Origin of the sequence: Streptomyces humidus (genome assembly GCF_014649655.1) — a bacterium.
Lineage (GTDB): Bacteria > Actinomycetota > Actinomycetes > Streptomycetales > Streptomycetaceae > Streptomyces > Streptomyces humidus.
In genome coordinates this window covers 177,972-196,737 of record NZ_BMTL01000014.1, presented here as the reverse complement: position 1 = coordinate 196,737, position 18,766 = coordinate 177,972, and the positions used below count along the sequence as shown (strand labels likewise).

Here is an 18,766-nt window from a genome sequence, read left to right as displayed (position 1 = left end):
AAGTCCTTAGGCGGTGAGGGCGGGCTGCTTGAGCAGTTCGGCGCGGTACCGGGAGGCGGCGGCCGCCGCGGCCTGGCCGCCGAGGGCGACGACACCGGCCAGCCGGCCACCGGCGTGGTAGCCGACGACGACGTCACCGTCGAGGTCGCCCTCGAGTACGCGCACGTCTTCCCTGCCGAGTACGGGCGCCCCGAAGGACTGCAGACGGAAGTCGTGCTGGTCGCTCCAGAAGGTGGGCAGCGGCGCGAACGGGGACAGGTCGTGGCCGGCGCCGGTCAGATGGGCGACGAGGGTCCTCGCTGCGTGCTTGGCGGTGTCCGTGGGGATGCACCAGTGCTCCACACGGCGCGGCAGGCCGTCGTAGCGGGCGTTGGGGAAACGGGCGACGTCACCGACGGCCACCACGTCGGGCCGTCCGCCGACGCGCAGGTGCTCGTCGGTGAGCACGCCGTCGCTCAGGTCGAGGCCGTTGCCCTCCAGCCACTCGGTGTTGGCGACCGATCCGACCGACTCGACCACCACGTCCGCGGGCAGGACGGTGCCGTCGCCGAGGGCGACGCCGGTGACATGGCCGTCGCCGGTGAAGCCGGTCACGCCCGTGCCGAGGGCGAAGCGCACGCCGCGTTCCTCGTGGCGCTTCAGCAGGGCCCTGGCGAGGAGTTCGCCGAGGGGACCGACCATCGGCAGCGGCAACGGGTCGACGACGGTCACCTCCCGGGCGCCCAGAGCGAGGGCGGTGGCGGCGACCTCGCAGCCGATGAAGCCGCCTCCGACGACGACCACGCGGGCTCCGGGCCTGGTGAGGGCCTGCCGCAGGCCCTGCGCGTCGTCGATGGTGCGGACCGTGTGCCGGCCGTCGAGCGGGCCGGGGCAGCGCAGGCGCCGGGGCCGCATGCCGGTGGCGACGACCAGACCGTCGTACGTGAGCGCCTCGCCGTCGTCGAACTCGACGATGTTCTCCGCGAGCCGCGTGGCGACGACCCGGGTGCCCAGTCGCCACTCCGCGTCGGCCAGGCTCGCCCTCGGGCGGAAGGCGAGGGACTCGAAGGGGGCCTTGCCGGCCAGGACCTCCTTGGACAGGGGCGGCCGGTTGTAGGGCATGTGCGGCTCGTCACCGACGAGCGTGACGGCTCCGGTCCAGCCGGCGGCCCGCAGCTGCTCGGCCGCGCGCAGGCCGGCCATGGAGGCGCCGGCCACGACGATGCGTGCGTTCATCGTCAGACCTCGATACGGATCGCCTGGAGCGGACACACGTCGGCGGCTTCCTCGACCTCGTCGAGCAGCGCGTCGTCGGGGTCGGACACATAGGCCAGGTGGCCGCTGTCGTCCATGGAGAAGACATCGGGGGCGGCGAAGACGCACTGGCCGTGGTCCTGGCACTTGTTCATGTCGACGACGACCTTCATGGCCGGTCCTCCTGAAACTGACGGCGTCGGGGCGGGGGCGGGGAAAGAAGAGGGGCCCGACCGCTGGGCGGCCGGGCCCCGGCCAAGGGATCGGCGACTGACCGATCCCTTACTCATTTGGCTTCAAACAACATAGGAAGCCGTCCACCCCTGGTCAATACCTATCCATGCGGATAATTTTTTTCCATCCCCCTCTTGCGGGGCGTCCGCAGCACCCATACCGTTTGGCACCAAACAAGACGGCCCTGTGCCCTCACCGGCGCCGGCCCCTCCGACTCCCCCGTCACCCACACCCCCAAGCGCCCGAGGAGACATCGGTGAGCGCAGCCCCAACCTCCAGCCTCCGTCAGCACATGCAGCGGCTCGCCGCCGAGGGCATCGACGTGGTGCGCGTGACCTATCCCGACCTCATAGGCAGCGACCGCGCACGCGACGTCCTGCTGGACCACCTGCCGTCGGCCTGCGACCACGGCCTGGCCTTCTGCCGGGCCGTCTACCACACCAGCCCCCAGGGCGACGTGGTCCCCGTCTCCGGCGGTCTCGACGCCGGCCTGCCCGACATCACCGTGCGACCCGACCTGGACACCCTCGTCCCGCTCCCCTGGGAGCCCGGGGTCGCCTCCTGCCTCGCCGACGTCACCGACCCGGCCACCGGTCTGGCCGCGACCGAGTCACCCCGCGACCTGCTGCGCACCGTCCTCGACCGGTGCGCCGAACACGGTCTGCGTCCGGTGGTCGGCCCCGAACTCGAGTACTTCCTCTGCGACGAGGACCCCGCCTCCCCGAGCGGCTGGAAGCGTTACTCCGGCGCCACCGGCACCGTGTACACCGCCGGTCTGCGCGCCGACGGCGACAACCACCTGCTGCGCACGCTGCGCCTGCTGCGGGACATGAACATCGGCGTGACCAACGGCAACCACGAGTTCGACGGCGGCCAGTTCGAGATCAACCTCACCCACTCCGAGGCTCTGTCCGCCGCGGACCGCGCCTTCCGCTTCAAGTCCGCGATCAAGGAGCTGGCACGGAAGGAGGGGAGGCTCGCCACCTTCATGGCCAAGCCGTTCATGGACGCCGGAGGCTCCGGTTTCCATCTCCACCTGTCCTGCGACAGCTCCGACGAGGAAGGCGCCGGCAACGCCTTCGACGATCCCGCCGGGCCGTACGGGCTGTCCGCCACCGCCCGCCACGCCGTCGCCGGCATCCTCGCCCACGCCCCGGCCCTGGCCGCACTGGCCAACCCGACCGTGAACTCCTACAAGCGTTTCGGCCCGGACACCCTCGCCCCCTGGCTCATCGACTGGGGCCTGGACAACCGCAGCGCCATGGTCCGCATCCCGCCCGAGCGCGGCTCCGGCGCCCGGTTCGAACTGCGCCTCGGCGACGCCGGCGCCAATCCCTACCTGCTGATCGCGGGCACGATCGCCGCCGCGCTGCTCGGTGTGCTGGCCGGCGAGGAGCCCCCCGCCCCGCTGGAGGGGTACGGCTACGACACCGCCAGGGCAGCCGTGCTGCCCATGAGCCTGCCGGCCGCGCTGGACGCCCTGGAAGCGGACACGGAACTGACCGAGGTCCTCGGCAAGGGCTTCACCGCCTCCTTCCTCTCCTACAAGCGCAATGAAGTCGAACGCTTCCAACGGCACGTCACCGACTGGGAGTTCACCGAATACGCCTACCACCTGTGACAACTGGGAGCCATGCGATGACGACCGAGACCCCGACCGCCGCCGTGAACGAACCGATGCCGCTGGCGGACGTCAACCTCGCCGACCTGGACAACTTCACCGACGGGATCACCCCGTGGCGCATGTTCCACACCCTGCGCCACCAGGACCCGGTGCACTGGCAGCCCGAGGAGGCCCCCAACTCCGGCTTCTGGGCGGTGACCCGGCACGCCGACATCGCCCGCGTCGACCGCGACGCCGAGACCTTCACCTCGATGAAGTTCGTGAACCTCGAAGAGGTCGACGAGGACCAGATCAAGACGCGTGCCTCCATCCTGGAACTGGACGGCGTCCGCCACCGCGCCATGCGCAGTCTGCTCCAGCGCCAGTTCGGCGCGAGCGTCATCAACAGCTACACCGACTTCCTGCGCGGCCTGACCGCCACCACGCTGGACGCGGCGCTGGCCAAGGGGACGTTCGACTTCGTCAAGGAGGTCTCCGCCGACTTCCCCATCAACGTCCTCGCCCGTCTCCTCGACGTTCCGCCGGAGGACAACCAGCAGCTCATCGACTGGGGCAACCGCATCATCGGCAACACCGACCCCGACTACGCCGACGTCCTGCTGAACAGCGCGGAGAGCGAGCAGTACCGGCACCTGCCCTTCCGCTCGCCCGCCTCGCTCGAGGTCTTCGAGTACGGCCGTGAGCTGGCCCGGCAGCGACGCGGCGGCGACGGCACGGACCTGGTGTCCAGGCTGGTGAACACCACCCCGAAGGACGGCGTGCCCCTCTCGGCGCAGGACTTCGACAACTACTTCCTGCTCCTCGTCGTGGCCGGCAACGAGACCACCCGGCACACCATCACCCACTCCATGCTGGCCCTCCTCCAGCACCCGGAGCAGCTGGCCCGGCTCCAGGAGGACCCCTCGCTGATCCCGGGCGCGGTCGAGGAGTTCCTGCGCTGGGCGTCCCCCGTCTACCACTTCCGGCGCACCGCGACCCGCGACGTCGAACTGGGCGGCAAGCACGTCAAGGAGGGCGACAAGGTCGTCATGTGGTACGCCTCCGGCAACCGCGACGAGGAGGTCTTCGGCAACCCGTACGACTTCGACGTCACCCGCGCCGACAACGACCACGTCACCTTCGGCAAGGGCAGCCCCCATCTGTGCCTGGGCAACCTGCTCGCCCGCACCGAGATCCGCATCATGTTCGAGGAGCTCGTCCCGAGGATCGCGGACATCCGCCTGGCGGGCGAAGTCCCGCGTGTCCGCTCCAACTTCGTCAACGGCATCAAGAAGCTGCCGGTCGAGGTCACCCTCGCCTGACCACCTGACCGACTGACCACCTGTCCGCCTGCCGTGGCCGCCCGGGCGGTCGCGGCAGGCGTGGCGGCCGCGGCAGGCCGGGCGGCCCGACCCGGACGAACGGCCGCCCCTCCGTCCGCCGGCCCGTCCGCCCGTCCGCCCCCAAGTGCACTCGTCCTGAGGAGCGCCACGATGACCACTCCCCGCATGCAACTGGTCCTGAGCGAGAACTGGACCATGACCGGGGGCCGCGCGGATCTACCGACCGTGATCCGCTGGGCCCGCGAGGCCGAGGACGCCGGATTCGACTCGGTCATGATCAGCGAACACATCGTGCTCGGCCCCGACGCCGGAGCGGGCGGCGTGATGGGCAACCCGCGCGACTACGCCCTGCCCGGCAACCAGGACCCCCGCACTCCCTGGCCCAGCTCGCTCATGCTGCTCAGCGCGATCGCCGCGGTCACCGATCGCCTGCGTCTCGCCGCGTCCGCGGTCATCGCTCCCCTGCGCCACCCCCTGCTCCTGGCCCGCGAGCTCGGCACCCTCGACCTTCTCTCCGAGGGCCGGCTGATCGTGCTGCCCAACGTCAGCTGGAGCCGGGACGAGTACGCGGCACTCGGCGTCCCGTTCTCCCTGCGCGGCAAGCTCCTCGACGAACACCTCGAGATCTGGGCGAAGGTGTGGGGGCCTTCTCCGGTGTCCCACGAGAGCGAGCACTACACCTTCCAGGACGTCTGCTTCGAGCCCAAGGCATACCGCCCGGACGGCCCCCGACTGTGTTTCGGCGGCGCGGGCATGCACGACGCCATGGTCCGCAGGATCGTCCGCTACGGGCACGCCTTCAACCCCCTGGGCAGGGTGAAGCCCGAGGACATGCGGAAGCTGAAGACCGCGATGGCCGCCGCGGGCCGCGACATCGCCGACCTGGAGATGATCGGCAGCACGCGCGCCGTCTTCCCCGACGACGACTCCTGCGCCGACCTCGCACAGGCCCTCGAGCCCCTCCCCGAGCAGATGGCCCAGGGCTTCACCACCTTCTGCGTCAAGCCCTCGCAGTTCACCGACGACCCGAACGGAGTGGGCGCGTTCTGCCGCGAGGTGATGCGCCGCGTCGAGTCCCTGACCGTCTGACGGGGGCCGACCGCTGTCCCGCATCGCGGGGGCGTCGCCACTCTCGACGGGAAGGCACGCCCCGCACTCCCGGTGAAGCCGCTCCGCAACGCCTGACGGCCCCTCGTCGCGCCGAACGGCTGAAGCGCCGCCGCGCGGTTGCGACGAGGTACGACGAACTCGCCGAGGCACGACGAACTCGCCGTCCGCTACCACGCGGCCGTGCCGGTTGCAGCCATCAACGAATGGCTACGACCAGCACGGTCGCCCCCTAGCCGTTGATGTCCAAGGCCGTCCCGTACAGCCGCTCCACCCTCAACCGAATGACGACCCTGCGCTCGGTGACCAACTGCTCGAGGAACGCTTCTTCGTTCTCCGGCTTCGCGGCCGTCGGGATCATCGCGAGCAGTTCCCGCCCGACCGCGTCGCCTGGAACCGTAGTGATCTCGGAAGTCTCCGCCGCGCCCTCGGCGACGGCGAACGACCAGACGTCGCCACCCTGCACATGCAGCGCCGCGCGCGGGTTGCGCTGCAAGTGCTTGACCTTGACGCGGTCGGCCGTGGTGGACAGCCTCACGATGCGGACCTCGGGGTCCCAGCTGTAGAGCATCGTGGTCAGGTGTGGATGGCCGCTTCGCTTGACAGTGGCGAGGGTCCCGAACTGCTGCCCGGCGAGCAGATCGGAGAGGGCTTCATCGGACAGGGAGCGAGGCGCTGGTCCTTGAGTCATGCTGCGATCAACTTCCTTGACGTGCACGGCATTCCACGGCCCTCTTGTGCCCTGCCAACTTCCGCAACAGGCTCTGACGATGATCCATGGATGGCAGATATATCTCGTAGCTCGATATATGCTCGATGCATGACCAGACAGAATCCGCCCCTGACGGAACCGCAGTACTTCATCCTTGCTGCACTCATGGATGGTCCGTTGCACGGCTACGGCATCATCAAGGCTGCCGAGCAGGCCACCGACGGGCGGCTCCGGATCGCTGTCGGCACTCTCTACGGCGCGCTGGAGCGGATGGAGCGGGCCGGGCTGGTGGCCGCCGGCCATGAGGAGATCGTGGACGGGCGGGCGCGGCGCTACTACCGGCTCACCGAGGACGGCACCGAGGCGCTCGGCCGGGAGGCGCTGCGGATGCAGCAGGCGGCGGCCGTCGTCATGGGACACTCGCGGAATGCCGGAGCGGCCCCGGCATGAATCGTCTGCTGCTTGCGGCCTACCCCGAGCCCCACCGTTCCCGGCAGGGAGAGGAGGTGCTGGCCTGCCTGTCCGAGGCGTATCCCGGCCGCTCCTGGCCCCCGCCGCGGGAAGTTGCCGCCCTGGTGCGCGCCGGGTTACAGGCCCGCGCCCGTGCCGTCGTCGACGACACGGCCCGGCCGTGGTGGCTGGACGGCATCCATCTGGCCGCCCTGGCCCTCGCGGCGCTGGCACTGGTTCCGTACTTGCAGGACGTGTGGCACTGGGCACTGCACATCGACCCCGGACAGCACGCCATCGCCTTCCGCTTCTCCGGCTGGTACCCGTGGGCCGAAGGTCCCACGCGGATACGGCTGTTGCCCTACGGGCTGCTCCCGCTGGGCTGCCTGATCGCCCTGCTCCGCGGCAGAGCGTGGATCGCGCTGCCGGCCGCGGCAGCCATGATCTGGGCGGGCGCCACGTCCCACGGCCGCACCCTCTTCGGCGACGAGGGCAAGGCGGGCCTGGGCTACTACGGTCTCGGCGCCCCGATAACGGCCCGTGACCTGGTGCTGTCGGGAGCACTGTGCGCCGCGTGCGCCGTGCTGGCGCTCTGCCGTCCCGGCCGTCTGCGACGCCGCTCGTACCGCTGGCTGGCCCCCGTCGTGCTCGCCATGTTCGTGGCCGGGGGCCTGCACGTCATCTCCGTCAGTCCGGCTTTCCAGCGCGGTTTGTTCGTCCTCGAAGTCGCCGCGCTGATCGCCGCGTGGGTGGCGACGGCCGCCACCGGCGACCACCGGTGGCTGATCCCCGTCGCGGCGTTCGCGGTCGTCCGCATGCAGGCGATCGTCGTCCGGCCGGACGCGTTCATGCAGTCCTTTCCGGACCTGGTCGTCCTCATCCTGCTGATCGCACCCCTCCCCGCCCTGGCGATCGCCGCCCAGCGCCGGCAGGGGCAGGCACTCGCCGAATAGGAGCGGACCCCCGGTGGGCCGGCCGAGCCCGGCGGCCCACGCCGCGGCACATGCCGCGCTGCGCCGTGCCGTGCCGTGCCGGAAGGCATGCGTGACCGAACTCCCCCCAACGGAAGAAAAAGAGCGATGACTCAGCACGATTATCAGTCCCTGCCCGCGCACCGTCCAAAGGCCTCGATGCAGGCTCCCGAGGCCACCGAGGCCACCGACGACCCCAGCCCGTCGCGTACGACACGGCCGTGGATGCCGGCTCTGCTGTACACCCTGGGGTTCCTGGCGGTCTACCTGCTCGCCATCTGCACCCCGTGGGGGCAACGAGCCGAGAACGCCCTGTTTCATCTCGGTGAACAGGGCGGCGAGGAAGCGTGGATCTACCCCCTGTCAGGATCGGCCTACGGCTCGACGCCCCTGCCGCCGTTGGAATTGAGCGCCAAGCCCACCGTGATGGTGGGCCTGGCCGTCATCGTGATCCTCACCCTGGTGCGGCGGTGCTGGCGGCAGGGGTGCGCGGCGCTCGGGGTCGTCATTCTCACGACCGCAGGCAAGGAGGTGCTCAAATCGACCATCCTCCCCCGCCCCGATCTGGTGGGCGCGCCGGAGAATCTCCTTGATCAGGGTTTCCCCAGCGGGCACACGGCCATCCCCGCCGCGCTGACCCTCGCCGCCGTCCTCGTGGTTTCCCCCCGCATCCGCCCCTACGTCGCCACGGCCGGTGTGCTGTGGCTCGCCTGCATCGCCGCCGCCAGCGCGACCATGGGCGGCCACCGGCCCAGCGAAGTGCTGGGAGCCACACTGTTGGCCTGTGTCTTTTACGGCCTCGCAACCTGGCTGCTGCCGTCGGCCGCCGCGCCAGCCGCCACCCGGAGCCCCCGTGCGCTGCCCGTCGTCACCCTGACGCTGGCACTGGCCGTCGCCCTCGTTTCCGGCGCACGGAACGACACCCTCACAAGGTCACTGGTCTCGGCAGCGACGGCCTTCATATGCGCGGCTCTGGTCTGGTACGCCGCAGTCGGGCGGCCCGCACACACCGCACGCCGCACACGGCCCGCACTGGACTGACCACCCGGCGGGCACCGGGCGGGAACCGGCGCATGCCGGCGGAGCACTGCTCCGGTCGGTGGCGGTCTCGTTCGCCGGCCTCGGCGGCGGCTTCCGCCGGGCCTGACCCGGACGCGGAGTGGGCCGGCCGGCTCAAGCTCCGGTGGTGGGGAGCAGTACCTCCGCCCAGACCGTCTTCGTGTACGCGTCGCGGACGGTGCTTCCCCAATCGTCGGCGTAGGCCTCGACCAGGAGCAGGCCGCGGCCCGACGTCTCGTCGGCGGGCCGCGCCGTCACGGGCGGGGGCAGCCGTTCGGGGCGGCTGTCCGTCACCTCGACGCGGAAGCGGTCCGGCAAGAGGTGCAGCGTCAGCCGGAAGTCCCGGCCGGGGAGGCTGCCGTGGCGGACCGCGTTGGACGCCAGCTCGGCGGTGACGAGGGCGACGGCGCGGGCCGGGTCGGCGTCGTACGGGAGCCCGGTCCACTCGGTGAACTGCTGGACGGCGAGCCGGCGGGCGAGGCGCGCGCCGCGTCCGGTGCTGCTGAAACGCAAGGTCAGTTGGCGGACGGGAGCCGGCGGCGGCTTCGCCTCGTCGGTGAGGTGTTGGTGTGTCACGGTGTCAGCGTCACCGGGCGCACGGCCCGCTGACCAGGTACGACGCCCGTACGCCGTCCTCGTCGTACGGAGTGGGCGGGCGGCCTCGGGCTTGGTTGTACGTGGCTTGTACGGGCGTTGTACGGGTCCGGCGCGTATCCCCTTTCCCACGCGTCGCGTTGGGCATGGACCGGTGGCGAACGCGGCCGTGGCGGGGCGCGGAGCGTGATGGGAAGGACGTGAGGCTGTGAGGACGGTACGGGACGCACGGGAGACGCGGACGGGGCGGGGCGCGAAGACGAAGGACGACGTGCCCGACGCGCCGGGCGAATGGTCGGCGTACGGGGTGCTGTTGCAGTACCTGCGCAAGCGGGCCGGGCTGAACCAACAGCAACTCGGGGACGTGATCGGCTACTCGCTGGAGCAGGTGGCCTCGGTGGAACAGGGTCGGCGGCCGGCGAAGGCGGCGTTCACCGTGGCGGCGGAACGGGCACTGGAGGCGGGCGGGGTGCTGGACGCGCTCCAGGGGGAGGTGGATCGGGCCAAGTTGCCGAGGTTCTTCAGGAACTTCGCGCTCTTCGAGGCGGAGGCGGTCAGCCGGTTCGAGTATGAGCCGCTGCTGGTGTCGGGGCTCCTGCAGACCGAGGCATACGCACGCGCTCTGTTCGCCGGGCACTGCCCACCGCTCAGCGAGGAGATCATCGACCAGCACACGGAAGCGCGACTGAGTCGGCAGAAGCTGCTGACCCGAGTGCCGCTCGCAGAGCTGTCGTTCATCATCGGTGAGGAGGCGCTGCGGAATCCGGTTGGCGACAGGGACGTCATGCGCGAACAATGGCAACACCTCTTGATGGTCGGGGCGTTGCGGAACGTGGAGGTCCAGGTCATGCCTGCCGCGTGCGGGCTCCACTCCGGTCTGAACGGCCCGTTTGTGGTTCTGGAGACCAAGGAGCACCAGCACCTTGGTTACATCGAGTCTCAGGATGTCGGGTGCGTCGTGCATGATCCAACAGAGGTCAGTGCCTTCGGGTTGCGGTATGGCAAGCTGCGGTCGCAAGCTTTGAACGGCGTCGAGTCTGCGCGGCTCATTGAACGGCTGGTGGGAGAGACATGAGCGTGGAGCAGGTGTCCGAGAACGTGAACGGGCTGCGCTGGTTCAAGAGCAGCTACAGCGGCTCGGGAGGTGGCAACTGCGTCGAGGTGGCCGCCGGCCTTGACGCCGTGTACGTACGGGACTCGAAGGCCCTGGGTGACGGGCCGGTGCTGCGGGTCGGCCGGGGCGAGTGGGCGGCGTTCGTCGCGCTCACGGTGGAGTAGGGCCGAGTACGGCTTCTGAGCGGAACAACGGGCTTGCTCACGGCACTTGTGGTGACGTGAGCAAGCCCGTTGTCATGCCGACGGCTCAGAACAGGGCGCCGTCAGCGGCCTTCTCCTCTGGCCGCGATCCGAGGCGCTCGGCGCCACCCCGCCGCAACTCGCCGCCCTGACGGCACGGATCCGCCCCCGCCGTCCGCCTCGGCCCGGCACAGGACGGACTGATCCTCCTCGACCCGGCGTGCGGTACCGGGCATCTGGCCGCAGCCGCGGTACAGGAGTACGACCGCCCAGGAACCTCAAGCCCGGCGGGACCGCCGTGACCCGGTGGACGCAATGCATTGAGCCAGGTCACGCCGCGTTTGTAGTAGTGGTACCTGGGCGAGGGGCCGGTGTTGACGCTCTTGACGGGGATGACGGAGCGTAGGCCGTCGACAGAGGCGAGCAGCGATCCGGGCCCTGGATGCCGCGTGACGGCAGATGGCCGACGTCGCTCTTGCCGACGTCCAGGTCGCGCAGGGCGTGGTGGGACTGGTCGAGGGCGGCGCCGGTGGACCAGTGGCCGTCGGGCATCCGCTCCACGGTCAGCACCCCGGCCTGCGGATCCAGCGTCGTGAAAGGCTCGGGCACGGTCAGCGTGTGACACCCTTCAGCGGGCTCTCGCCGGAGGTCCGCCGGGGTGAAGGGGTGCTGCGGGCGGTGTGCAGGAGGGGCGCCCAGCCGGCGGTGTCGGTGAAGTCCCGGCCCCCGGACGGGACGACGTCCACGACGACACGGTCGGGGCGCAGCAGCACGGCGTCCGCGCGGCCCGCGCGCAGCCAGGCGGCGAGGGCGCCGTCGTCGCCGAGCTCGGTCACTGGGATCACCCGGACGCCGAGCCCTTGGCCCAGGGCGTCCAGCGAGGGCCACGGTTCGGCGGCGGTGAGGAAGGCGAAGGAGTCGCCGAGCAACTCGTCGAAACGGGTACGCCGTCCGTCGGCGGTGACCCACGGTTGCGGGCAGTGGGTGCCCGCCAGGCCTCTGCGCAGGCGGCGGCGGACGAGGGGGCCGGGGGTCAGGGGCGGGCTGAGGTCGCGGCCGGCCAGCGCGGTCAGGCCGGGTATGCGGCAGGCCGCCGCGAGAAGTCCGCGGCGCAGTGCGGCGGCGCCGTCCTGCCCGCCGGTCATGGCCCAGCCCATGGCGACAGCGAGGCGGATCACGTGCCGGGCGTGCGGCTTGCGTTCGCTCTCGTAGGTGTCCAACAACTCCTCCGCGCAGCCGTGTTGAAGGACGCGGGCGAGCTTCCAGGTGAGGTTGTAGGCGTCGCGCAGGCCCGCGCACAGGCCCTGCCCGATGAACGGCGGGGTGAGGTGGGCGGCGTCGCCGAGGAGGAAGACCCGCCCGCTGCGCCAGCGGTCGGCGAGGCGCGCCCGGAAGGTGTACTGCGTCTCGCGGACGATCTCGAAGTCGTCGTCGTTCGAGTGCGGCAGCCACGGGGCGACCAGCTCGCGGACCGGCTCCTGACCGTCCCGCAGCCGGAACTCCCAGCGGTAGCGGTCCTCGCCGACACGCATGAACGTCGCCGGTCGGTGCGGGTCGCAGACCTGGTCGACGCCCTCCCAGCAGCGGACGTCGGCGGTCGTGCGGACGTCGACGACGGTCCAGCGCTCCTCGAAGCGCAGGTCCTCCCACACGGCGCCGACGGCGGCGCGGGTGAGGCCGTTCGCACCGTCACAACCCAGGACCGCCTCGGCCCACAGCTGGTGCTCGCCGTCGTCGTCGCGGTAGGTCACGCGGACGGGGCCGGCGGTGTCCGGGCCGACGACGGTGACCTCCACGCCGCCGCGCAGTTCGCATTCCGGGTGGCGGGCGAGGGCGTCGCGCAGCAGTCGCTCCAGCCGGGGCTGGTCGAACATGCTGGTCTGCGGGTAGCCGTGGTGGCCGTGCCCGGTGCGGCGGAACTCGGCCATCACCCGGTGACGGGCGTCCAGCAGCCGCAGTCCGTCGGCCGGGCGGGCGATCGCGGCGAACTCCTCCCCCACGCCCGCGGCCTGGAGGATCCTGCGGACCTCGTCATCGGTGGCGACGGCACGGGGCAGGGGGTAGACGTCCTGGTGACGTTCGAGGACGAGGGTGCGGACGCCGCGCCGGGCCAGGAGGAGAGCGGCGGTCACGCCCACCGGTCCGGCGCCGATGATCACCACGGGTACGTCTGCCCTGTCGTGTCCGACGGTCATGTGCGGCTCGCTTCCGTTCTCACCGGGGTCCGGACGGGGGTTCGCTGTTCGCCGAGGTCGATCCGGCCGTCCGGCGTCGCGATCGTCGCCGTGATCACGTCACCCGGGTGCAGGTAGTGCGGGTTCTTCGCCTGCGACTTGAAGAACGCCTTCCACTTCACCGCGGGCGGCAGCAGCGCGCCGATCTTCTCGACCGGTTTCGGCGGAGCCTTCAGAGCCGTGCCGCCGGGCGTGCCGGTCAGCAGCAGATCGCCGGAGTCGAGGGTCTGGAACCGGGCCAGCAGGGTCAGGGCCTGCGCCGGGCGGACGATCATGTCGGCGAGGGTGCGGTCCTGACGCAGCTCGCCGTTGACGGACAACCGCAGCCGGAGATCGAAGAGATGGGCGAAGTCCTCCGGCTCCAGCAGGGCAAGGTGCGGGCCGGTGGGCGTGAAGGTGGGGTACGACTTGCTCTCGTAGAACTGGGTCTTGGTCAGCTGTACGTCACGGGCGCTGACGTCGTCGGTGATGACGAGCCCGGCGACGTAGGCAGGCAGATCACGCTCCTCCACCACGGTGCCGACGGGCAGGGACGCGCCCATGACGAGCCCGAGTTCGATCTCGTAGTCGAGGAACTCCACGTGGGAGGGGCGCACGACAGCGTCGCAGGGTCCGCTGACCGAGCCGGACGCCTTGCGGAAGAAGGCGGGCGGGATGTCACCGGTGAAGCCCGAATCACGGGCGTGACTCCGGTAGTTGACCATCTGGGCGACGACCCGGCAGGGGGTGGTCACCGGCGAGAGTGCGACCAGGTCGGCGACCGGCGTGCCCGCGTCGGCCGAAAGAGCCGCCTCTCGTACGGCATCACGGTCGGCGATCAGCTCGGCCGTGGTGACGGCCTTCGTGTCGACGGAGACGGCCCGGTCGCCGCGGACCACCCACCAGCCGCCGGACGTGCGCAGGATATTGGTGCTCATGTCAGTGCCTTCGTGAGAGGACGGGGTTCAGGACCTGGCGGCCTTGAGCAGACCCAGCAGGCGCGCGGGGTCCATCTCGTTGTCACCGCGCAGAGCCTCGATGACGTCGCGGATGCGTTGCGGGGAGGGGCTCGCGCCGAGGAAGTCGCGGGTGGCGGGCGGACCCCACTGGGCCAGGCCGCTGGTCGACATGGAAGCCCAGCCGGGGGCGACATCGCGGGAGAACAGGTCGCCGTCGGCGAAGTGCTCCAGCATGAAGCGGTCGGGGTCGCGCCAGTAGTCGAAGAGCTGACTGCCCTGGATGTGTCGGCCGATGCCCCAACTGCGCAGGTATCCACGCTCCTTGAGGTACTCGCCACCGGCCGCGATCGAGTCCAGGTCAGGTACCTGGTAGGCGGAGTGGACGTAGCCGGTGCCGGGCCCCAGATGCATCGCCAGCGTGTGGTGGTCGGCCGGCACGCTGCCGAGGTCACAGCGGATGAAGGCCATGGTCGGACCGCGGTCGCGCTGCCCGTCCAGGAACAGGAAGTCGGAGACGATCATCCCGAGGATGTCCAGGTACCAGTCCAGGGCCCGGCCGAACACCCGTGTCTCCAAGACCACGTGGCCCAGGCGCTGAATGCGGGACGGCTCGCGTGGAGGCCTCTGCGTGGCGTTCGTACGGCGGTGATCGGTGCCGAAGTTGAGCAGCAGCGGCCGCTGCTCCGGCAACGCCGGCAGCCGCTCGCCACCGTGCACCACCCGCACCGGAAAACCCGAGGGGTCGAGCAGATCCACCGCCTCGCCGCCGCCGGGCGCGTCCGCCCTTCGCACGTCGGCCCCGGTGGCACGTGCCAGCCGGTCCAGATCGGACCGCTCCGCCGCGCGGAAGGCCGGGCCGATGAAACGGGACGTACGACCACGCCGGATCACCATGCAGGGCGAGCCACCGTAGGTACCGCGCAGCCACAGTTCCCGTTCCGTGCGGGCGGCGACGCCGAAACCGAAGTCCCTGGCGAAGACCTCGGCCCGGTCCAGGTCGCACTTCTCGAACTCCAGCCAGGCCAGGTCAGCGACCTTGATCACGGGATTGCGGGAGCGGCCGGGATGCTCACCCCGCAGCGCTCCCTCCTCGCTGTGCAGGTCCTGATGGGCCGTCCTGACATCGGGCCCGTGTACGCGGGTTTCAGACATGGTGCCCTCCGAGCGGCATCGCCTTGATGAGGAAATCATCAGGTCTGACATTCCCTTCGTCAAGGTGTCCACGGGAGGTAAATGATGAATTCATCAGAGCTGCTGTCGTCATCGCCCGCGTGGTTAGACTCTGTGCATGCCTACGTCAGCCCCGCCCGGCAACCGCTTCGAGCGGCGCCGCGCCGAGACCCGTCGCGCGCTCGTCCGTGCCGCCCGGCAGATACTCGCCGAGACCGGCGACACCGGCGCCAGCATCCAGGCGATCGCCGAACGCGCCGACGTCGGTTTCGGCTCCTTCTACAACCACTTCCAGTCGAAGACCGAGCTGTTCGAAGCGGCGGTGGTGGACGCCCTGGAAGAGTTCGGACAGAGCACCGACGAACGCCTGACGGGGATCGACGACCCGGCGGAACTCGTCGCGGCAGGATTCCGGCTCAGCGCCCGGATGGCCGACTCCCATCCCGAGCTGATGCAGGTCCTGCGCCGCCGCGGCCTCGGCCACATCCACTCGGACAACGGCCTGACCCGGCGGGCGGTGCGTGACGTCGAGGCCGGCATGGCGTCCGGCCGCTTCACCCCCGTGGCCCCGGCGGTCGCCCTGTCCGTGCTGGGCGGGACCCTGCTGTCCCTGGTGGAACTGCGATTCGCCCGACCCGACCTGGACGGCGACGAGGCCGCGTCGGACCTGGCCGAGATGGTCCTGCGCATGCTGGGCGTGCCACCGGGCGAGGCCCACGAGGTCGCCCGGCGCCCCCTTCCCGACCCCGCCTGACGGGCCCCTCCCCCGACGGTGACCGACGAGCCCGGCCGGGACGTGACCGAGCGGCCGATGAGGTCGGCGCCGCGGCGCGAGAACGTGGCGGGCCCGGTCGCCGTCTGCCGGACCGGGCCCATGCGACGGCGCAGGCCCGCGCCCGCCACACCCTGACGGATCACGGCCCGTCCCGCAGGCGGCCGCCCCTACGCGTCAGTGATCTCCGGGTCCCACGGTTTCTCCGACCGCAGGGCGGCGACACGGGAGGCGGGGGTCGGCGGCGCCGTCACGGCTGCGTGAGGGAGGCGAGCGCGGCGTCGAGCCGGAGGGTGGCCTCGTCGGCGACCGGACGGAGCGCGTCGAGTCCGGTCAGGGACACCATCGTCTGCGGATCGAGAGCCTGTACGGCGATGTGGTCGCCCTCGGCGCGGACGACCACGTTGCACGGCAGCAGCAGGCCGATGGTGCGGTCCGTCTCCAGAGCCCGGTGGGCAAGCGGCGGATTGCAGGCGCCGAGGATGACGTAGTCCTCCAGGTCCTCGTCCAGCTTGGCCTTGAGGGTGGCGGTGACGTCGATCTCGGTGAGGATGCCGAAGCCCTGCTCGCCGAGGGCCTCGCGAACCCGCGTGACGGCGGTGGCGAAGTCGGTGTCGAGGTGCACCGTGCGGTCGTAGGTCATCGGTCGGCCCCTTCCTGTCGGCTCGCCTTGCGCCGACGGGTGTCCAGCCGCAGGCCGGGCAGGTGCGAGCTGCGCCGACCAGGGAGCGGTCCACCCGGCGACGCCCGTCGGCTCGGCCCGCTCTCCCAGGATAGTCACCGAGGCCGACGGCGCCTGGCGTCGCGCCCGCCCGGTCCCGGCGGCCGGCCGCCGGGACCGGCCTCAACGGAGCTGACGGACCGTCACAGGGCGTCACGCACGAAGGTTCAGTCGCTCGGCGGCGAACAGTTCCAGGTGGGCGCAGTTCGGGCAGCGGAAGGCATCGATCTGCCATTGCGGCAGGCCCCGAGTCCTGGCTATGCCCAGGACGCCCCGGTCGAGCAGACCGCCGAACCACCGTGCGTACCCGCGGGCACCGCTGCCGCTGTCGCTGACAAAGCCCTGTTCGAGCCCGACGTGATCGCACTGGGTACACCGCATGTTGTTCATCGACGGAGTGTAGGCGCGGCAGGGGGCGATGTCGTGGGGCAGGCGGCCGGGGGGCCGGGAAGCCGGGAAGCCGGGGCAATGGATCACACCGTGCCCCTCTCCGGGTAACGTCAGGGTATGAGTCATCCGCATCCAGAACTGAAAGCCGCCCCTCCCCTTCCCGAAGGAGGGCTGCGTGTCATCGCCCTGGGCGGCCTGGGTGAGATCGGCCGCAACATGACCGTCTTCGAGCACGCGGGCAAGCTGCTCATCGTCGACTGCGGCGTGCTGTTCCCCGAGGAGACCCAGCCCGGCGTGGACGTGATCCTGCCGGACTTCACCTCGATCCGGGACCGGCTGGACGACGTCGTGGGCATCGTCCTCACCCATGGCCACGAAGACCACATCGGCGGCGTGCCGTACCTCCTGCGCGAACGGCGCGACATCCCCGTCGTCGGTTCCAAACTGACGCTGGCGTTCCTGGAGGCCAAGCTCAAGGAGCACGGCATCCGGCCGCGCACGGTGCGGGTGCGGGAGGGCGACCGGCGGCGCTTCGGGCCCTTCGACTGCGAGTTCGTCGCGGTCAACCACTCCATCCCGGACAGCCTCGCGGTCGCGATCCGCACCGGCGCCGGGATGGTGCTGCACACCGGCGACTTCAAGATGGACCAGTTCCCTCTCGACGAGCGCATCACCGATCTGCGCGCCTTCGCCCGCCTCGGCGAGGAGGGCGTGGACCTGTTCCTGACCGACTCCACCAACGCCGAGGTACCCGGCTTCACCACGTCCGAGCGTGAGCTGAACCCTGCGATCGAACAGGTGATGCGCACCGCACCGCGCCGGGTCATCGTCTCCAGCTTCGCCAGCCATGTGCACCGTATCCAGCAGGTCCTGGACGCCGCCCACCAGCACGGCCGCAAGGTCGCCTTCGTCGGCCGGTCGATGGTCCGCAACATGGGCATCGCCCGTGACCTGGGCTATCTGAAGGTCCCGTCCGGTCTGGTCGTGAGCACGAAGGAGCTGGAGAAGCTCCCGGACCACAAGATCACTCTGGTGTGCACCGGCTCCCAGGGCGAGCCGATGGCCGCACTGTCGCGGATGGCCAATCGCGACCACGTCATCCGCATCGGCAAGGGCGACACCGTCCTGCTCGCCAGTTCCCTCATCCCCGGCAACGAGAACGCCATCTACCGGGTGATCAACGGACTCACGCGGTGGGGCGCCCACGTGGTCCACAAGGGCAACGCCAAGGTGCACGTCTCCGGGCACGCCAGCGCCGGCGAACTCGTCTACTGCTACAACATCGTCAAGCCCCGCAACGTCATGCCCGTGCACGGTGAATGGCGTCATCTGCGGGCCAACGGCGATCTCGCCATCCGCACCGGTGTCGCCCCCGAGCGGGTCGTCATCGCCGAGGACGGCGTCGTCGTCGACCTGGTCGACGGGCGCGCGTCGATCACCGGCAAGGTCCCCGCGGGCAACGTCTACGTGGACGGCATGGAAGTCGGCGGCGCCACGGAAGCGTCCCTCAAGGACCGCCTCACCCTCGCCGCCGAAGGCGTGGTCACGGTGGTGGCGATCGTCGACGCGGACACGGGCGCCCTCGCCGAGGCCCCCGACTTCCTGGCGCGTGGCTTCGTCCATGACGACACCACCTTCGAGCCGGTCGTCCCCGTCATCGAGAAGACGCTGGCCACCGCGGCCGAGGAAGGCGTCGGGGACGCGCGCCAGCTCGAACAGCTCGTCGCCCGCGCCGTGGCGAACTGGGCGTTCCGCACCTACCGTCGCAAGCCCCTCATCATCCCCGTCATCATCGACGCCTGACGCCTGAGCGACGGCCCGGCAGCAGGGTCCCCGGTTCCCGTCGCGGTTCCGGGGCGCCGGGGGTCGGGCACGAAAACCGGAAGCCACCCCGGGAAGCCGGGGTGGCAAAGGACTCGGGTGCGCGGTGAAGGCCGCC

Annotated in this window: 19 protein-coding genes; 10 read left to right on the top strand and 9 right to left on the bottom strand. The window is 70.7% G+C overall.

The features are described from left to right. Positions 1–6: 6 nt before the first annotated feature. Positions 7–1,215 carry an NAD(P)/FAD-dependent oxidoreductase gene (locus IE239_RS18540; protein WP_190150447.1) on the bottom strand — a complete coding sequence of 403 codons (1,209 nt, stop codon included), beginning with the start codon at positions 1,213–1,215 and terminating at the stop codon, positions 7–9. Between the two features lie 2 nt (positions 1,216–1,217). Next, positions 1,218–1,406, bottom strand: coding sequence for a ferredoxin (locus tag IE239_RS18535; protein ID WP_190150446.1), 189 nt, complete (start codon positions 1,404–1,406; stop codon positions 1,218–1,220). 353 nt (positions 1,407–1,759) lie between these two features. Between IE239_RS18535 and IE239_RS18530 the strand changes: the two genes are divergently transcribed. The 3 genes from IE239_RS18530 (at position 1,760) to IE239_RS18520 (ending at position 5,502) form a co-directional block, all read left to right on the top strand. Beyond that, on the top strand, positions 1,760–3,088 hold the full coding sequence (locus IE239_RS18530; protein ID WP_190150488.1) for a glutamine synthetase family protein: 1,329 nt from the start codon (positions 1,760–1,762) through the stop codon (positions 3,086–3,088). A gap of 17 nt (positions 3,089–3,105) precedes the next feature. Beyond that, complete coding sequence (locus tag IE239_RS18525; RefSeq protein WP_190150445.1) at positions 3,106–4,392, top strand: cytochrome P450; 1,287 nt, start codon at positions 3,106–3,108, stop codon at positions 4,390–4,392. Between the two features lie 171 nt (positions 4,393–4,563). Then, positions 4,564–5,502 carry an LLM class flavin-dependent oxidoreductase gene (locus IE239_RS18520; protein WP_229878171.1) on the top strand — a complete coding sequence of 313 codons (939 nt, stop codon included), beginning with the start codon at positions 4,564–4,566 and terminating at the stop codon, positions 5,500–5,502. A gap of 250 nt (positions 5,503–5,752) precedes the next feature. On the opposite strand, the gene IE239_RS18515 is transcribed toward IE239_RS18520, so the two are convergent. Beyond that, positions 5,753–6,211, bottom strand: coding sequence for a PPOX class F420-dependent oxidoreductase (locus tag IE239_RS18515; RefSeq protein ID WP_190150486.1), 459 nt, complete (start codon positions 6,209–6,211; stop codon positions 5,753–5,755). A gap of 129 nt (positions 6,212–6,340) precedes the next feature. On the opposite strand from IE239_RS18515, the gene IE239_RS18510 reads away from it, so the two are divergent. The 3 genes from IE239_RS18510 (at position 6,341) to IE239_RS18500 (ending at position 8,694) form a co-directional block, all read left to right on the top strand. Continuing rightward, positions 6,341–6,682, top strand: coding sequence for a PadR family transcriptional regulator (locus IE239_RS18510; RefSeq protein WP_190150444.1), 342 nt, complete (start codon positions 6,341–6,343; stop codon positions 6,680–6,682). Further along, positions 6,679–7,635, top strand: coding sequence for a hypothetical protein (locus IE239_RS18505; RefSeq protein ID WP_190150443.1), 957 nt, complete (start codon positions 6,679–6,681; stop codon positions 7,633–7,635). The genes IE239_RS18510 and IE239_RS18505 overlap by 4 nt, the downstream gene beginning before the upstream one ends. A 126-nt stretch (positions 7,636–7,761) precedes the next feature. Beyond that, complete coding sequence (locus tag IE239_RS18500) at positions 7,762–8,694, top strand: phosphatase PAP2 family protein (RefSeq protein WP_190150442.1); 933 nt, start codon at positions 7,762–7,764, stop codon at positions 8,692–8,694. A 132-nt stretch (positions 8,695–8,826) separates the two neighbouring features. On the opposite strand, the gene IE239_RS18495 is transcribed toward IE239_RS18500, so the two are convergent. Then, entirely contained in the window at positions 8,827–9,288 is a 462-nt protein-coding gene (locus IE239_RS18495; protein WP_190150441.1) for an ATP-binding protein, read from the bottom strand. Between the two features lie 289 nt (positions 9,289–9,577). Here IE239_RS18495 and IE239_RS18490 point away from each other — a divergent pair, with 289 nt between their 5' ends. Further along, on the top strand, positions 9,578–10,381 hold the full coding sequence (locus tag IE239_RS18490) for a helix-turn-helix domain-containing protein (protein WP_229878170.1): 804 nt from the start codon (positions 9,578–9,580) through the stop codon (positions 10,379–10,381). After that, a complete protein-coding gene (locus tag IE239_RS18485; protein ID WP_190150439.1) occupies positions 10,378–10,584 on the top strand; it encodes a DUF397 domain-containing protein in 207 nt (68 codons plus the stop codon). The genes IE239_RS18490 and IE239_RS18485 overlap by 4 nt, the downstream gene beginning before the upstream one ends. Positions 10,585–11,213: 629 nt before the next feature. Here the strand turns inward: IE239_RS18485 and mhpA are convergent. Genes mhpA through IE239_RS18470 form a run of 3 tightly spaced genes read right to left on the bottom strand, consistent with a single transcriptional unit; the run spans position 11,214 to position 14,926 of the window. Next, positions 11,214–12,797: a bifunctional 3-(3-hydroxy-phenyl)propionate/3-hydroxycinnamic acid hydroxylase MhpA gene (mhpA, locus tag IE239_RS18480; RefSeq protein ID WP_190150438.1), complete on the bottom strand. Its 1,584-nt coding sequence runs from the start codon at positions 12,795–12,797 to the stop codon at positions 11,214–11,216. After that, positions 12,794–13,753, bottom strand: coding sequence for a fumarylacetoacetate hydrolase family protein (locus tag IE239_RS18475; RefSeq protein WP_190150437.1), 960 nt, complete (start codon positions 13,751–13,753; stop codon positions 12,794–12,796). The genes mhpA and IE239_RS18475 overlap by 4 nt, the downstream gene beginning before the upstream one ends. Positions 13,754–13,780: 27 nt before the next feature. Further along, positions 13,781–14,926: a VOC family protein gene (locus IE239_RS18470; RefSeq protein ID WP_190150436.1), complete on the bottom strand. Its 1,146-nt coding sequence runs from the start codon at positions 14,924–14,926 to the stop codon at positions 13,781–13,783. A 136-nt stretch (positions 14,927–15,062) separates the two neighbouring features. On the opposite strand from IE239_RS18470, the gene IE239_RS18465 reads away from it, so the two are divergent. Beyond that, the gene (locus tag IE239_RS18465; RefSeq protein WP_190150435.1) at positions 15,063–15,698 is read left to right on the top strand and encodes a TetR/AcrR family transcriptional regulator; all 636 of its coding nucleotides are present in this window, start codon (positions 15,063–15,065) and stop codon (positions 15,696–15,698) included. Between the two features lie 268 nt (positions 15,699–15,966). Here the strand turns inward: IE239_RS18465 and IE239_RS18460 are convergent, their stop codons facing one another. Together IE239_RS18460 and IE239_RS18455 are read right to left on the bottom strand one after the other, a co-directional pair. Further along, positions 15,967–16,359 carry a DUF302 domain-containing protein gene (locus IE239_RS18460; RefSeq protein WP_190150434.1) on the bottom strand — a complete coding sequence of 131 codons (393 nt, stop codon included), beginning with the start codon at positions 16,357–16,359 and terminating at the stop codon, positions 15,967–15,969. Between the two features lie 231 nt (positions 16,360–16,590). After that, positions 16,591–16,827 (bottom strand): hypothetical protein, encoded by a 237-nt coding sequence (locus IE239_RS18455; RefSeq protein WP_190150433.1) that lies wholly within the window; start codon positions 16,825–16,827, stop codon positions 16,591–16,593. 117 nt (positions 16,828–16,944) lie between these two features. On the opposite strand from IE239_RS18455, the gene IE239_RS18450 reads away from it, so the two are divergent. Further along, a complete protein-coding gene (locus IE239_RS18450) occupies positions 16,945–18,630 on the top strand; it encodes a ribonuclease J (protein ID WP_190150432.1) in 1,686 nt (561 codons plus the stop codon). The last annotated feature ends 136 nt before the right edge of the window (positions 18,631–18,766 follow it).